At 40.2% G+C, this 14,663-nt stretch carries 21 protein-coding genes; 4 read left to right on the top strand and 17 right to left on the bottom strand.

The genetic code is table 11. The annotated features are described in order from the left end of the window. Positions 1 to 63 precede the first annotated feature (63 nt). The 4 genes from L6469_RS04430 (at position 64) to L6469_RS04415 (ending at position 4,915) form a co-directional block, all read left to right on the top strand. The gene (locus L6469_RS04430) at positions 64 to 894 is read left to right on the top strand and encodes an alpha/beta hydrolase family protein (RefSeq protein WP_206535957.1); all 831 of its coding nucleotides are present in this window, start codon (positions 64 to 66) and stop codon (positions 892 to 894) included. Positions 895 to 967: 73 nt separating this feature from the next. Next, a complete protein-coding gene (locus L6469_RS04425; protein ID WP_006281076.1) occupies positions 968 to 1,459 on the top strand; it encodes a phenolic acid decarboxylase in 492 nt (163 codons plus the stop codon). A gap of 201 nt (positions 1,460 to 1,660) precedes the next feature. Beyond that, positions 1,661 to 3,466, top strand: coding sequence for a hypothetical protein (locus L6469_RS04420; protein ID WP_006281075.1), 1,806 nt, complete (start codon positions 1,661 to 1,663; stop codon positions 3,464 to 3,466). A gap of 153 nt (positions 3,467 to 3,619) precedes the next feature. Then, on the top strand, positions 3,620 to 4,915 hold the full coding sequence (locus L6469_RS04415; protein WP_074803122.1) for an NCS2 family permease: 1,296 nt from the start codon (positions 3,620 to 3,622) through the stop codon (positions 4,913 to 4,915). A 115-nt stretch (positions 4,916 to 5,030) separates the two neighbouring features. Here L6469_RS04415 and L6469_RS04410 read toward each other — a convergent pair whose 3' ends face one another. The 17 genes from L6469_RS04410 to L6469_RS04330 all read right to left on the bottom strand — a co-directional run bounded on the left by L6469_RS04410 (position 5,031) and on the right by L6469_RS04330 (position 14,636). Next, positions 5,031 to 5,717, bottom strand: a complete 687-nt coding sequence (locus L6469_RS04410; RefSeq protein ID WP_006282651.1) for a nitroreductase family protein — start codon at positions 5,715 to 5,717, stop codon at positions 5,031 to 5,033. Positions 5,718 to 5,862: 145 nt separating this feature from the next. Beyond that, the gene (locus tag L6469_RS04405) at positions 5,863 to 6,006 is read right to left on the bottom strand and encodes a hypothetical protein (protein ID WP_155815428.1); all 144 of its coding nucleotides are present in this window, start codon (positions 6,004 to 6,006) and stop codon (positions 5,863 to 5,865) included. 518 nt (positions 6,007 to 6,524) lie between these two features. Beyond that, complete coding sequence (locus tag L6469_RS04400; RefSeq protein WP_006282650.1) at positions 6,525 to 7,040, bottom strand: hypothetical protein; 516 nt, start codon at positions 7,038 to 7,040, stop codon at positions 6,525 to 6,527. Between the two features lie 18 nt (positions 7,041 to 7,058). Beyond that, positions 7,059 to 7,628 carry a DapH/DapD/GlmU-related protein gene (locus tag L6469_RS04395; RefSeq protein WP_006282649.1) on the bottom strand — a complete coding sequence of 190 codons (570 nt, stop codon included), beginning with the start codon at positions 7,626 to 7,628 and terminating at the stop codon, positions 7,059 to 7,061. Position 7,629: 1 nt separating this feature from the next. Next, entirely contained in the window at positions 7,630 to 8,172 is a 543-nt protein-coding gene (locus tag L6469_RS04390; protein ID WP_006282648.1) for a beta-class carbonic anhydrase, read from the bottom strand. Positions 8,173 to 8,199: 27 nt separating this feature from the next. Continuing rightward, complete coding sequence (locus L6469_RS04385; protein ID WP_006282647.1) at positions 8,200 to 8,829, bottom strand: YqiA/YcfP family alpha/beta fold hydrolase; 630 nt, start codon at positions 8,827 to 8,829, stop codon at positions 8,200 to 8,202. Next, positions 8,826 to 9,029: a hypothetical protein gene (locus L6469_RS04380; RefSeq protein ID WP_006282646.1), complete on the bottom strand. Its 204-nt coding sequence runs from the start codon at positions 9,027 to 9,029 to the stop codon at positions 8,826 to 8,828. Before L6469_RS04380 ends, L6469_RS04385 begins: the two co-directional genes overlap by 4 nt. Before the next feature lie 17 nt (positions 9,030 to 9,046). Then, positions 9,047 to 9,364 carry a thioredoxin family protein gene (locus L6469_RS04375; RefSeq protein ID WP_006282645.1) on the bottom strand — a complete coding sequence of 106 codons (318 nt, stop codon included), beginning with the start codon at positions 9,362 to 9,364 and terminating at the stop codon, positions 9,047 to 9,049. Beyond that, entirely contained in the window at positions 9,361 to 9,813 is a 453-nt protein-coding gene (locus tag L6469_RS04370; RefSeq protein ID WP_050787932.1) for a hypothetical protein, read from the bottom strand. The genes L6469_RS04375 and L6469_RS04370 overlap by 4 nt, the downstream gene beginning before the upstream one ends. Before the next feature lie 373 nt (positions 9,814 to 10,186). After that, positions 10,187 to 10,855, bottom strand: a complete 669-nt coding sequence (locus tag L6469_RS04365) for a GNA1162 family protein (RefSeq protein ID WP_006282644.1) — start codon at positions 10,853 to 10,855, stop codon at positions 10,187 to 10,189. Further along, entirely contained in the window at positions 10,852 to 11,205 is a 354-nt protein-coding gene (locus tag L6469_RS04360; protein WP_006282643.1) for a DUF4810 domain-containing protein, read from the bottom strand. Before L6469_RS04360 ends, L6469_RS04365 begins: the two co-directional genes overlap by 4 nt. A gap of 2 nt (positions 11,206 to 11,207) precedes the next feature. Then, positions 11,208 to 11,546, bottom strand: a complete 339-nt coding sequence (locus L6469_RS04355; RefSeq protein WP_006282642.1) for a hypothetical protein — start codon at positions 11,544 to 11,546, stop codon at positions 11,208 to 11,210. Further along, positions 11,543 to 12,472, bottom strand: coding sequence for a CsgG/HfaB family protein (locus L6469_RS04350; protein WP_006282641.1), 930 nt, complete (start codon positions 12,470 to 12,472; stop codon positions 11,543 to 11,545). Before L6469_RS04350 ends, L6469_RS04355 begins: the two co-directional genes overlap by 4 nt. 2 nt (positions 12,473 to 12,474) lie before the next feature. Next, positions 12,475 to 12,813, bottom strand: a complete 339-nt coding sequence (locus L6469_RS04345; RefSeq protein ID WP_006282640.1) for a hypothetical protein — start codon at positions 12,811 to 12,813, stop codon at positions 12,475 to 12,477. A 194-nt stretch (positions 12,814 to 13,007) separates the two neighbouring features. Next, positions 13,008 to 13,820 (bottom strand): hypothetical protein, encoded by an 813-nt coding sequence (locus L6469_RS04340; RefSeq protein WP_039870570.1) that lies wholly within the window; start codon positions 13,818 to 13,820, stop codon positions 13,008 to 13,010. A gap of 29 nt (positions 13,821 to 13,849) precedes the next feature. Next, the gene (locus L6469_RS04335) at positions 13,850 to 14,200 is read right to left on the bottom strand and encodes a DUF4177 domain-containing protein (protein ID WP_039870568.1); all 351 of its coding nucleotides are present in this window, start codon (positions 14,198 to 14,200) and stop codon (positions 13,850 to 13,852) included. Positions 14,201 to 14,252: 52 nt separating this feature from the next. Then, on the bottom strand, positions 14,253 to 14,636 hold the full coding sequence (locus L6469_RS04330; RefSeq protein ID WP_006282638.1) for a hypothetical protein: 384 nt from the start codon (positions 14,634 to 14,636) through the stop codon (positions 14,253 to 14,255). Between the last annotated feature and the right edge of the window lie 27 nt (positions 14,637 to 14,663).

Here is a 14,663-nt window from a genome sequence, read left to right as displayed (position 1 = left end):
ATATGCAAATATGGTGCAAAGATAATGTTTTAATTTTGCATCAAGAAACATAAAATGATAAAGATGATGAATAAAAAGACATTGTTAGCTATCGCTATAGTATGTTTGGGCTACGTTTTCCCTATGCAAGCCCAGAAAATAGAGAATTTTACTTTACAGGGTTCCAAGGGCAAATTAGCTGCAACATTGCAGGCTCCGAAGCTAAAGAGCGGGGAGAAAGTGCGTTTGGTTGTTATTTGTCATGGCTTTGGATCAGATAAGGAACGTCCTTTGCTCAAGGCTATCGCCGACAGCTTGCAGAGTAAAGGTATTGCTAGTATCCGCTTTGATTTTAATGGTTGTGGCAAGAGTGAGGGTAAGTTTCAAGACATGACAGTTCTTAACGAGATAGAGGATGCTAAGGATGTAGTCGCTTATGCTTTAACGTTGCCTTGGGTGAGTGATATCAGTATGGTTGGCCATTCGCAAGGAGGAGTGGTCACTTCGATGGTAGCCGGACAGCTTAAAGGTTCCATTCGTAGTATAGCTTTGTGTGCTCCGGCCGCAGTACTTCGCGACGATGCCCTTCGTGGAAGTACACAGGGAAGTATTTACGACCCTCATCATATTCCCGAATATGTAGACAGTCCAAGAGGTTTACGTATTGGTCGTGATTACTTTATGACAGCCCAAACATTGCCGATTTACGAGACCGCAAGACAGTATACTGGGCCGGTACTCTTAGTGCATGGCACATGGGATGTGATAGTACCTTACACCTATAGCGAGCACTATCATGAGGTATACCAGAATAGTGAACTCCGATTGTTGGCCGGTGTAGATCATAGCTTTACAGGTGAGTCTGCTTGTAGAAAGGCAGCCGGAATGGTCGCAAAGTTTATTCAGGAACATTAAGTACCTCTAAACATTTCAAGTAATCTCTAAATAAATAATAGAAATAAATTCAATTCAATTAAATGATTTAAGTATGGAAAAATTTATAGGAATGCATTTTATTTATACCTATGCTAATGGCTGGGAGTATGAGTTTTATGTAAAGAACGAATCTACGGTAGACTATCGCATACATAGTGGTATGGTAGGTGGCCGATGGGTACGAGATCAGAAAGCTGATATTGTTAAGCTTACAGATGATGTTTATAAGGTATCATGGACAGAGCCAACCGGTACTGATGTTAGTTTGAATTTCATGTTGAAGGAAAATAAAGTACATGGTGTAATCTTTTTCCCAAAATGGGTACACGACCATCCTGAGATTACTATATGTTTCCAGAATGATTATATAGCAAAGATGGAAGAGAGCCGTCTTAAATATGACACTTATCCAAAGTATGTAGTGCCGGAGTTTGCCGAAATAACATATGCCAAGAATGAGGGAGTCAATAATGAGAAAGTTATTGCTATGGCGCCTTATCCTGAAATGGCAGATGATATCCGTTCAGGCAAGCTCACATTTTAGCTAAAGACTACGGTTATATGGGGGCTTCTTTGCTTTTTGCACGTGTTTGGTTGACAATATTTTGGAGTTTATAGATATTATTTCTTAAAATCACATCTCATCTCTATTTTTGCATAAAATTAAAATGTCCGTGATTGACATCGTTATTGATTTGTCTATTTGATATTACGGCATGTTTTATGATTGAAAATAAAAAAGTAGATGAAAAATAATGTGATAATAGCAGCTATGCTGCTATGTGCCAGTGTAAATTTGGCTCAGAATTCCAATCAGAGTAAAGGTCATAAGAATATGGGGGCGGCAGTAAATATGCCCGTTCCCTTTACGGTGAATGTTGCAGATTCATTGATGATTAACGATCTACATCTTGATGCGAAACAAGCGAAAAAAGTGAAGAAGCTCAATAAAAAATATGCTAGCATCATCGATGGCACTGGTCTGAAATCTACTAGTAGCAAACCTTCTGGTGATGGTCCTGATGGTGCTTCTCATGGTATAGGTGGTCCTGGTGGCGGCCAACCAGGAGGTTTCGGCGGAGGTATGTCTGGTGGCATGGACAGTCCTGGTAGTGGTTTTGGAAGAGGAGGCATGGGTGGTCCTGGCGGCGGTCGTGGTCAGGGCGGTCCTCAAGGTGGTCCTCAAGGATGGCCTGGGAAGAGCACCTCAACTTCATCGCTTGATCTTGATGCTAAGCAAACTAAATATGAGAAGAAACTCAAGAAGATTCTTACAGAAGAGCAGTATTCGGGCTATCTCAAGATAAAACCTCGTTTCTATGCCCAGCGAAGCATTCGCGAATTTCTTCTCGGCAATCCATCTATGATGGAGCGTAATGATCAGAAACCTCCACAGAATGGGCATCAGATATCAGGTGCACATGGAGGTCCTCATGGTTGGCCTGGTGGTGGAAGTCGCGAGTCTGTAGGTAGTAAGAGTGAAACGGGGTATAGCCAGTCAGAGGGAACGGCTACCAAGAATGGTACATTGACCTCTACCAAAGTTGATGAGAATGCCGTTCAAGTTACAGGTGGAACACTCCAGTTAGTTCAAGCTAATATCAAGAAGATTTCTGGTGACAGCAAAGATTCGGATGGTAGCAGCTTCTATGGCACTAATTCTGCTGTATATGTTAGTGGTAGTGGTAGTATTATTAATATGGATGGAGGATCTGTCACCACCGATGCCATAGGTTCCAATGCTCTATTTGCCTATAATGGCGGAACGCTAAATGTCTCTAATGTAAGTGTCCACAATACCAAGAGTCTTTCACGTGGTATCCATGCTACGGGAGGCGGAATTATTAACGCCCGTAATTTGAATATAGTCACAGAGGGACGTAATTCTTCTGTGGTAGCCACCGATCGTGGTGGTGGAACAATATCGGTTTATGGAGGAAGTTATAGCTGTACGGGGGAAGATTGTGCCGTGCTATATTCAACGGGCCATATAACAGCGAACCAAATATCCGGAGAGTCTCGTCAAGGTGAAATCTGTGTTATCGAGGGTGACAACAGTGTAACTATCAATAACTCCGATATGACATCGGGTGATAGTCGATGGGGAATGATGATATTGCAAAGTGGTTCAGGTGATTCGGAAGGGTATAATGGTAAGATTACGGTAAACCATTCTCGTTTGAAACTAACCGATAGTAAGGCACCGCTGTGTGAAGTTCCAACTAATATTACAGGCACACTTATCCTCAACGATGCTGATCTGCATGTACCAAGTAAGATTTTAATGCGTGTAGAGTATTATAATCGATGGCACACCAAAGGTGGTACAGGAAATCTTATCCTGTCTACCGATTCTTGTAAAGTATATGAAGGGACAGTGGTAAAAGATAACTACGGACATGTGAATGTAACTGTTCGTAAGGGAGTAACTTGGTTGTTGACGGCAGATACCACAATCGATAAACTTACAGTAGAGCAGGGAGGTAAAGTTTTTACAAATGGTTACAGCTTGAAATATTTAGTCTCTGATATTCAGGGAGATATTAATTAATGTCTATTCGATAGAAATGTTTGTGGAAAATTATGCTGAAAAATTTTCTTAATCGAAATATTTAGAGTACTTTTGCACGAGAAAATTTTCCTAGTGATAGGAATTCCAAGAAGAAAGATTCTAAATATTAAGAATATGTTTCTACATAAAAGTATGATAGCGTCATTATTCGGATTTGATTCCAAGCAACATCGGTTGCAAACAGAAATTTTAGCTGGTCTCACTACATTTCTTACTATGGTATATGTTCTTGCTGTTATACCATCGTTATTTAAACCGTTGGCTACTCAAGGTATGGATAATCCAGCAATTTTTACGGTCACAGCACTTACATCTGCCTTGGGTACTTTTATCATGGCGTTAGCGAAACGTCCTTTTGCTCAGGCTCCAGGTATTGGTTGTGCCTCTTTCTTTGTCTTTACGGTTTGTCTCAGCTTAGGTTACGATTGGCGTTTTGCATTGACAGGAGTATTAGTAGAGGGTATAATTTTTATACTTATTTCGTTAACAGGTATCCGCCAAAAGATAGTTGACGCTATTCCGAGAGTGCTTAGGCAAGCTATTAGTGTGGGAATAGGATTTTTTATAGCTTTCCTTGGCCTTAAGAATGCTGGTATTGTCGTGCCAAGCGATGCAACTTTAATATGTTTGGGCGACATAACTCATGGACAGGCTCTATTGGCCATTATAGGCATAATAATTATGGAGGTTCTTTTGATGAAAAACGTAACAGGAGGTATACTTATTAGTATTATTATTACTACCATAATAGGTATACCAATGGGGGTTACTCATATCCATGATTTCTTCTGCACTCCTCCTTCGATAGCTCCTATTGCCATGCACTTTGATTTCTCTAAACTGATGTCTGTCGATATGATAATTCTTGTGTTTACATTGCTTTTCATGGATCTTTTTGATACGCTTGGAACTCTTGTAGGAGTGTGTGAAAATGCAGGTATGGTAAACAAAGATGGCTCTATTCCCAAACTTGAAACGATGCTTACAGCTGATGCCGTCGCTACTACTCTTGGTGCTTGTTTAGGTTCTAGTACGACAACAACCTTTGTAGAGAGTGCTTCTGGTGTTGGTGCGGGCGGACGTACTGGAGTTACATCACTTGTTGTATCCATTTGTTTTCTTTTATCGCTGTTTCTCTCACCATTCTTCCTCTCCATTCCTTCAGCAGCAACAGCTCCTGTGTTAGTTATAGTAGGATATATGATGATGAAAACAATGGTACATATTGATTTAAATGATAAATTCAATGCCTTTCCTGCTTTTATCACCATAATTGTAATGCCACTTACATTTAGTATCAGCAATGGTATTCTTATGGGTTTTATCAGTTATGTGAGCATCCGAGTTATTTATGGAAAGTATCGCGAAATAAGTCCGATGATGTATGTCCTTGCCGTTATTTTTATCCTAAAATTTATCTTGTTATAAATCTATTATTGCATGCCTCGTTCATGCCAATAAGCTATATAGGTTGTGTCTATCCAACTTTTATCAGCAAGGTCACCCACTTCGTGGTTACCTTGCTGATAAAAAAAGATATTTTTTATACCCATTCAAAATTTTCTTTTCCTGCTCCAATCTCAAAATGAAGTTTGGCAATGCCTAAATCTATCTTGGTATAACCTATCAAAGAAAAGTTTTTTTCTGCTTTAACCCTGTGAATGTTGTTATCGTTAGTTCCAAGATATTCGAAGTGGAACTTCTGCTGATTGACGGCTGTAGGAGCGAGTAGGGCGGCTGCCACTCCATCCTGGAACCATTTAGGTGTGATGTTGCTAATATTGCTCACTTGTTTGGCAGTCTTACGCTTCATGTTTTTCCCTGGTTCTTTACCATATCCAAGGGCAATCATACAACAGAGTTTTTCATTTTTATCAACGGAGTAGGCTTCCTTAACTTTGTTATAGGTCAGACCTACCCAACAAGTGTTGAGTCCAAGAGTCTGGGCAAGCAGAACTAACTGCTCTCCGTAATAGCCTATACGTTCTGCAAGGTCATCAGCTTTCATTCCTATCATGGCGAAGTAGTTAGTCACTCCGCTGAATGTGCCGTAAGCCATCTTTCCCTTAAATGCCTTTGGCTCGTTGATGACGAGCTGAATGTGAAGATTCCCCAACTTGTTACATTCTTCAACTTTTGATTGTAGCATGTGGATGATGTCCTGTGGAATGGGCTTATCTATGTATTTTCTCACGCTATGGCGTGCCTCTATTGCTTCTAATAAGTTCATAGTTCTTTGTATTTATTATCGTTTAAGAATTAGCGAGTTTTTACATGCGTATATGTGCAATGGCAGCTAATGGCACGTGATATTTATTCAACACTTTTGTGTCGAATAATTGTATAGTTCATGCATCATAACCATCTGGAATCGGCTAGAGTTGGTAATAGCATATTCCGGCACCCGGTGCAGCAACGATGTGAAGTTTACTGTCACGCAGATGGAAATCCAAATCATCAAGAATCCTTTTCTGATAGCTTCTCCAGACTCCGTTAAAATGAAGTATACTTTTCGTCATACTTTAAATTTTTAAAAAGCATCCTATTTTTGTATGTAGAATATTCACATTATTGTAGAATCAACCATTTCCAGCATGGAATAATCTCAAGTACTCCATACTCATTTTCAATGATCCTTTCTTTATCGTAGAATTAAAGCCTTCAGTAACCATGTTCCTATGAACAATTTCGTAGCTTTCAATCTCCTTATGTGGTTCTTAAGGAGATTTATTGAGTAGAATTTTGTCTACATTAATAATAAAATGCCATATTATATTTTGACACAAAAGTATAAAATTCTATTGAAAAGAGCAAGGATTTTAGGTGATTATTATCATTTCTCATTATTTTATTTTCGTCGAAATAACTTTAATACAATACATCGTTTTCTCGAACTACCTGAAAGGATTACCGAGTGTCTAGACTGTTGGCGCACCACGTTGCTCAAATGGTTGGCAGTGATTGCTAACTTGCAATTATTTTGTTCATCATCATTGAGATTTCTTTTTTCTGACTCTTTGATCTGCTAAATTGGAATTTACTTTTTGTATCCTAGCTCTTTATCTCTTATCTCTTTACGCCTAAGCCTTTCTGCATGAGCTTCCGCTTTTAGTCGTTTGTTCTCTTCTCGGCGTTTTTCAGCATCTGCTTTCTCGGTAGCAATCCTATTATGGAAATTAGACTGCCATTCCAAATACTCATATATGGTTTGTGCGCCATGCCTATTCCCCGTGTCAAGCGGCACATAGGGGTTTGAAGATAAAACGAAAGCCCAGTTTCCAATCGAATAGTCATTGTCCAATTGGCGGTTAATAATTTCCCTATAAACAAATTTTGTATCTGTTGTAGAACCAATCCTTATTCCCGCAGAAAACCAATATTCTTCGAGAATAACCAACCCCCGGAAGAGATATATCAAATCTTCATTATTCAGTATCTTCCAGTCTTCAGACAAAAAAAGTCTTTCAGTCAGAGAATGTTCAATCAAATAATCTTTCTTCGGAAGATTTCCGATTTTCCCAATTTCTATTAATATGTCAAAATAAGCATTCATAAATTCCGATTTATGTGATTACACTTCAATCTTTTTGATGACCTTGGCTGGCACACCACCAACTATAGTATTCGGCTCTACGTCCTTAGTTACTACAGCACCTGCAGCTACTACGGCTCCATCACCGATGGTGACACCTGCAAGAACTGTTGCATTGGCTCCAATCCATACATTCTTGCCAATGTGGATGGGGGCATAACTCATGCATTGACGCTTGGCGGGGTCAAGGTCGTGGTTTATGGTTGCAAGCACGACATTATGTCCAATGAGTGCACCTTCATCAATGTTGATACCACCCTGATCCTGGAACTTACACCCCATGTTGATGAATACTCGTTCACCAATGACGGTATTTTTTCCGCAATCGGTGTGAAAAGGAGGGAATAAGCCGACAGTCTTAGGCACTTCACGACCCCAGAGTTGTTCCAATAAATCGTGAAGCTGCTCTGGTGTATGATAACTGCCGTTAATTTCAGCTGTTATTTTCAGTGCCTCTTGCGACAACTGATGAAACATCATGTGGACTTCGCCACCACCAACGACGGGCTTGCCCGATGCCATATAATCTCTAAATTCTTGTATAGTCATATTATCGTATTTCTTCAAGTTCTCCAGTTTCAGAGTCAATAATAAAGCCACGCACCACAATGTCCTTCGGAACAAGTGGATGGTTTTTGATGGTATCTACAGTCTTTTTCACAGATGTAGGAGTGTCCTTGAATCCTTCCAGCCAGTGATGTAGGTCGATTCCACATTTCTGTATGGTTTCGATAGTTTCGTCTGTTACACCACGGCGGGTCATTTCATGGTGGAAATGGTCAAAGCTCATATGACAGGCTCCGCAATGCGAGTGTGCCACCACCATGATTTCCTTTACCCCCAACTCATAGATGGCTACAATAAGGCTGCGCATGGCAGAGTCGAAAGCAGATATGACCAAACCTCCAGCGTTCTTGATAATCTTGGCATCACCATTCTTCAAGCCGAGGGCAGCAGGAAGCAGTTCGGTTAGTCTAGTATCCATACATGAGAGTACTGCAAGTTTCTTATCTGGGTACTTGTCAGTAATATACTTCTCGTAGCCCTTTTTCTCTACAAAAATTTTGTTGTAGTCAATAATCTGGTCAATCATATATGTTCTGGATTTTTGATTATTTGTCTATTTCAGTAAATCTTGCGAAAATTCGTCTTTAGAAAGCGGGTATTTCATCAGCATCTTTTCGATTAAGGGGACATACCATGTGCATACTTCATCTGCCGTAGGAGTGTGAGCACCAGGAAAGTGGAATGAATGGTTGTAATGCTCCAAAAACAATGGCTCGAAGTGAGCCAGTGTGTCCTGTTCACCGAACAATCCCCATACTTTGTCTTTGTAGTAGGGGTTGCAATAGCGGAATTGAACGGTTTCCAACTCTGCAAACTCCTGTATCAGGGATTCATCGATAACAAATTGCTGGTTGCCGTCCTTGCGTGGTGCCTTGTATTCATGTTTTCCGATACGTTCTTTCAGAAATTTAGTCATCTGGAAGTGTGGGTTGCCAAGCAGAGCAGGGATGCCAACTATGGGTGCCAACATCTGGGCATAAAAAGATCCGCAGCTGTTGCCTACCAGCAGGTCGGGATGTTCCCTGTCACAGATGTCTCGGATTTGTTCCATCGCTATCTGTGGATGTATTGGCAAGTCGGGAGTTAGCACCTCAACACGCCCTTCGAATGCCTCTCTCAGTGCTACTGCAGGTACGCATTGACCGCTGGCAAAGAATCCGTGCAGGAATAATATCTTTTTCATTTCTCTTCTGTGAATTTATAAACTATCAAAGTTGGAATGATGACCAATAATAGCAATACCGTTTCTGCCCATGCATACGAGCCGAAGTAGTCAACCAAGGTCTGGAATTTCACGACTCCATCCACAAGGAAGACCAGGAAAGCAAACCAGCAAAGCATAAAGATGCTTGCATGCTTGATTTTTCGCTTTTTCAGTTTCATTTGGCATTATTATTATGTTATACCTGTTGATATTTTTTGATTCTTATTTCCAGTTCTGCCAGATTGATGAATCCAGATGTGCGATACACCTCTTTGCCTTCCATGAAAAGTAGAACCGTTGGTCCAGAATAAACCAGAAAACGCCCAGCAATCAATGGTTCCTCGGTGATATCCGTATAAATGGAGCAAAGGGTAGGGAAGTGAGTAACTATTGACTCGACTTTGTCGAGCATGACGTTGCAGACACCGCAATCAGGTGCCTTGATGTAAAAGAGACAAATACGATGGTCTGCCAATGCTTGTTCTATATCGTATATATTAGTCAAATGCCTCATATGCTTGCTGTCAATTTTAAATTGGTCTTTATTTTCCGTCGCTCCTTCATCGCCTCGGTAGATGTATCGTGCGTCTCAATGAGTAAAGGACTCTTATGATATTTCACAATCGAAACCATGGCAGAGTGATGTCGTTTTTTGAACTCAATACATTGCTCAATCAAGTCTGCATTGGCCGACTTTGCTGTAGGGGCTTTGTCGAAGTTCTGGATGTATGCAGCATTTGTCAGGAACACAATGTCAGAGCCATCTGGCAGTTCTTGCATTACCTTAACCATGAGCGTAAGCATCATGCGGAACTCTGTTGTGTGAAGGTCGGCTATAACATCCTTCATGACGATGTCTCCGTTTCTTTCTATCACTACAGCTGCAGCTCCAGCCCGTTCCTTGTGACCATAGTCACACGAACCTCCAATCCATGCATAGTATATATTTGCCTTTTGTGTCATTGTTCCTTCATCCACTGAATGTTGGCTTCATAGGTGACGTCCCCTTCAGCCAAAAAAATATAACCAACTTTTGCCATCGTTTAATTGGCAGTTTTTCGCATACATGTATGCGGATACACGCATGTATTCAGCAACAAAGATATGAAATTTTCTCCGGATTATTATCAAACTCTTTCTGAAATTGTCATTAAAGTGATTTGTAGCAATGAAACCAACTTTACGTAGTAATTGGTTGAAAACTAGTTTGTTTATGTCCTCGATAAGGCAATTTATAGTGATAAGGCGCAGAGAACGAGTAAACACCATCAGGAGAACTTTCTCTTGGTGGTGTTTATTCATGCGCAAATGTACGTACGCCCACAAGTACACGTATCTATTTAACAGTTGCTTTAACTTTAGGTTTTCCGGCAGGTGATTTTTTATCGACCTCATACATTTTAGAATATTTTCCAGCAGGTAAGTCAGAGAGAACAAAAGCATTGCATTTACGTCCTGCAACAACTTTATCCGTGGCAGCCGTGTTGATGGCAGTTGCGATTAATCCCACGAGTGCTCCAAATCCACTTCCACCATGAATACTTGTATCTACAGAGATATCACCTTCTCGCTGATATAGTGTCTGTCCGGTCTTTGTTGATCGAAGAATATATTCTACGTTAACATGCAAACTGCCTCCGATATTATTTCTGCGCCAGTCTTTGATGATGGTGAACATCGCCGCATCCGCACCTAGTACTTTCTGAAACATGGAAATGTCTTTATCCAAGAACATTTCTGCATCATAAGCACTTTCTTGTTGATACATTTCCATCGTCAAATAAGGCGAATAGACATAATAGCCTTTTTCACACAGAGGAAGGTATAATGTCGTGTAGAAGAAATCCTTTGCCTCCGCATGGGTTGTCTGATTGATCGGTGGCATGATAGCAATGCTCATCGGTTTTTCTTCATACATGGCAGGATATTGTTCTCCCATAGTTTTGGGAGTAGAGCATGAAGCTAACGTTATAGCAACAAGTGCGAATAATATGATCTTTTTCATTTTTCAAGTTGTTTAATGATGCGTGAAATATATTTCTCAGACTCTGGATATAGCGAAATCTCTTTCTTCAAGAAATCAATACCTTCCTGCTTTTTTCCAGTCTTGTAGAGTAGATATCCATATTCTGCATACATACCGGGAGGTACTACGCCACGAACACCTTTCTGCTTGTCTGTTATTTTTTTGTATTGCTCAAGAACTTTCATTTTTAGTTCTTCAGTAGGCTTTTTATTATATTCGTATGATACATCTGCGTAGTCATACCAGGAGTACAAAGTTTGGGTCGTCGTACATGATGTACCAGACAGAGCCATAATCGCGATAACGCCAATATAGATAATTCTTTTCATAGTTATGGTAGCATAATTTGTTTAACATCTTGGGTGGAAACAAAAATCTTCTTTTGATACAGCGTTTTACCATCACATGTAACCTTCAGGTTTCTGCTACCTGTAGCAACGCTATACTGTGTTCCCTTATAGCTGGCTTTCTTGGCTTTGACAACTTTAGCAGTAAAAGGAGCTGCATCATCAACAGACACCTGTACTTCTTTTCCTCCATAAACTTTCTGGCCTACAAACAGCAAATAGGCTACATCTTCTTTACCACCTTGTTGAGTGACGGGAAGGTGTGCTCTACAGCCTGCCATCAATAGTGCAAGACCAAAAATAAATAGTAGACTCTTTTTCATTTTATTTGTTCTATGATATAGTTAGACATGTTATTAGAATCGATGGTTTCGGAAGAAGTTACTTCAACAAATGAGTATTCAGTCTCGGGAGTATCACCGCCAGTCATGGTAACTTTTGCTGTGCCTACATTCTTGCCGGGAAGCGTAATCATGATTCCTGTTTGAGGATTTTTTACCTTCTTTCCTTGTGTTTTAATATTGAAAACCATTCCGGTTTTGATCCCCTGACTCTTTCCACCTGCTATCAGAACAGCATCGTTATCATAAGATAGGAAATACGTCTTCCATGGACTATTCGTACATTTATTAATAATATTCTCTACGAGCTGGTTGATAGCTTCAGAAATAGCTTTGTCACTCAGCGTAGCATCATAGCTGGCTTGCCCTCCAATTCCCATGGATGTCTTCGTAGTCAGTTCTGCCGAACCTTTCGCTTCATCAGAATAGATGATAAGTCCTGTGGAAACATCAACAAGTCGAATCGCTACAGCAGCTTCTACAGTCTGGGTCTTCTGAGAAGTAAAAACGCCGTTCTTTCCGGTATTCTTACGACCGTACTCCGTGATAGAACCGATAATCATGTAGTCAGCGCCAATTGTAGATGAACCACCACCACTTTTTTGGCATTCCTCTAGAAGAGTGGTTAAATCACTACGTTCAAGCAAAAGGAACTTGCCTGAAGCAGCAAGTTTCGCCGAAAGAATGTCTAGTGCCTGTTTCCCCATAGGATCATTCTCCTTGTCATAGAAGATCCCCTTCGCATACTGGGTTTCGTTAGAGAATCTACCAATGGCAACTTTTCTTTTGAGTACCATACCATCGTCTTTGACCGTTTTTACTGTTGGTTCAACGATTTCCGTTTTTCTCTGAGCTGATGCACCATAGCTGATGGTAAGCATCAATACAAACATCATTAGTTTTTTCATATTTAATAATCTGAACAATTATTGTCATAGCCGCAGTCGTAACCATCATAGCTATTATTGTCATAGCCGCAGTTGTAATCATCATAGCTACTATTGTCGTACCCGCAGTCGTAATCATCATAGCTACTATTGTCGTACTCGCAGTCGCACTCGCAATCATCTTGGTAGTCATATTCATTCTGACGGCTGACATCATTATGATTCATACGACAGTCATCGTAACCATCCTCATAAGCACGATGATAACTGTCATTAAAAATGTTCGACTGATTGTTTTGGCTCTGTTTTTTGTTTTTTCTATTGTTCAACAAAGCTCCGAATAAAAAATGAAGTAGTCCCATATACCAAATTTTAATTATTGATACTGCAAAAGTAAAATGTATGAGTGCAGTCTATCTGCACAGATATATTTATTTTGAAAATAATAGGAAACTAATCATATTACAAAAAAGGATGGCAAGGTATTAACCCTACCATCCTTATTGAATATGTTCGCTCCGTGAAAAATTTATGTATGAACGACTTGACTTTCTGATTATTTGGTCTTTTGGCGTTTCAAGTATTCTTGGAATTCCGTGCCTATATAGGCCTGTTCCTTGATCAAGTCAAAAACCATATTGTCTGAAAAATCCAGACGGAGATTTGCTGCATTCGGATATTTGGCATTAGAACTCCAGAAGGTGAAGTCGTATTTCTCTTCTGGATATAATGTCTTGTCGATACTTCCATCGTCCTCAGCCATAAAATGCCCCCTTCGGTCATAGTAGTTCACATGATATCTCACTCCCGAAATGCAATAGTCCAGATTGTTGACAACCCTTCCTTCTCCATTAGCCTCACCGTTATAACTTGTTTCCCAAGACCAGTTGACAATCTTCACCTTGGTAGCCAGTTCCGCACGAACTTCTTCAAATTTGTCCCACATCATGCTCCTGACTTGCTCGATACGCTTTGTCAATGTCTGATCGTTGGGCAGCCTCTTGTTAAAAGCCCCAGTGACCTTTCCAAACCATTCCAAATCCTTATCCATCTCAATGAGACCTCTGGAGTCATAGATGTAGTACTGCTTATCCTTGTTCTTCGTAATGAACAAGGTAACACTGTCCTGCTTGAAGGTTCCCTCGCTATTGGTATAGTTATTATAGCAACGAACAGTGAAAGAGTCGTTCTTTTCGGTAACATCAGAAGCCTCGATGTCCACATTGTCAGACTTTGCTTCAATGCCTAATGCGTCATAATCGGGATAAAAATCATGGGGCTTTCCATAGGTAGAGTCGGATAATGAAGCAAAGAAATCCCGTGATAGTTCTATCGCCTCGTCTTTATGTGAACAAGACGATAGAATCATCAACGAGATGATGAGAACCGAAGCTATCTTTATTTCTTCTTTGGTTTAGCGTTATTCTCATTTTTTCCGTCGCTCTGTCTCTTGAAGACAAAGTTCACCACGCTTGTTCTAGTATTGTCACGGATGCCTGTAACGTAGTCTGGGCTACCGAAGTTCGGAAATTCTGTAGCTGTCTCAGTATATGTGCTGACCAGTTCCCAGCCTTCTTTGCCCATCTTATTGAGCATGGCTGTTTGATCGCCATAGACAAGTGCGCCATACTCTGCCAGTTCTTCAGCTGGCATTCCGGCTACTTTCACTACTTTGTACTCCCAAGGATTGTTATTGCTACAGGATGCTAAGAGTGCAACCATGAAGCACATAATCAGATACTTTTTCATTTTTCAGAAGATTTAATGCTATATGTATTTTCTTTTACGGATATTATGAAAATTAATTTCTACAGTCGATGGTTATTGTTCCACCGCTATTATGAAAGACATCGTTGACCTTTCTGTTTCCGCTGTAATGGCTCTTTAAGGCCGATTCTATGCTTGAATAGGTAATGGAAGAAGCATAAGTCTTCTTCTTAACAATGATGAGCCTGCCTATTGGCGTTACGGTAAAATTTCCATCACTGGTATCTTTGGCTTTGCTACCAAATGCATCATAACGTTCATATACTGTGTCCAGCATATCAATGAAATAGTCGCATGTTACAAATAAAGAGTGATAGGTCGAGTCAATCTCATCTTCATCTTTGCTACATGATGTCGTGATGGCAAGTGTCATGATGGCCATCATAAAAAGATAGAAATATTTTTTTGAGGTTTTCATATGTAAATGTTTTAGTTAAAATTCAAT

The organism is Segatella baroniae B14, from assembly GCF_022024235.1.
Taxonomy (GTDB): domain Bacteria; phylum Bacteroidota; class Bacteroidia; order Bacteroidales; family Bacteroidaceae; genus Prevotella; species Prevotella bryantii.
This window is presented reverse-complemented; position numbering and strand designations above follow the sequence as displayed.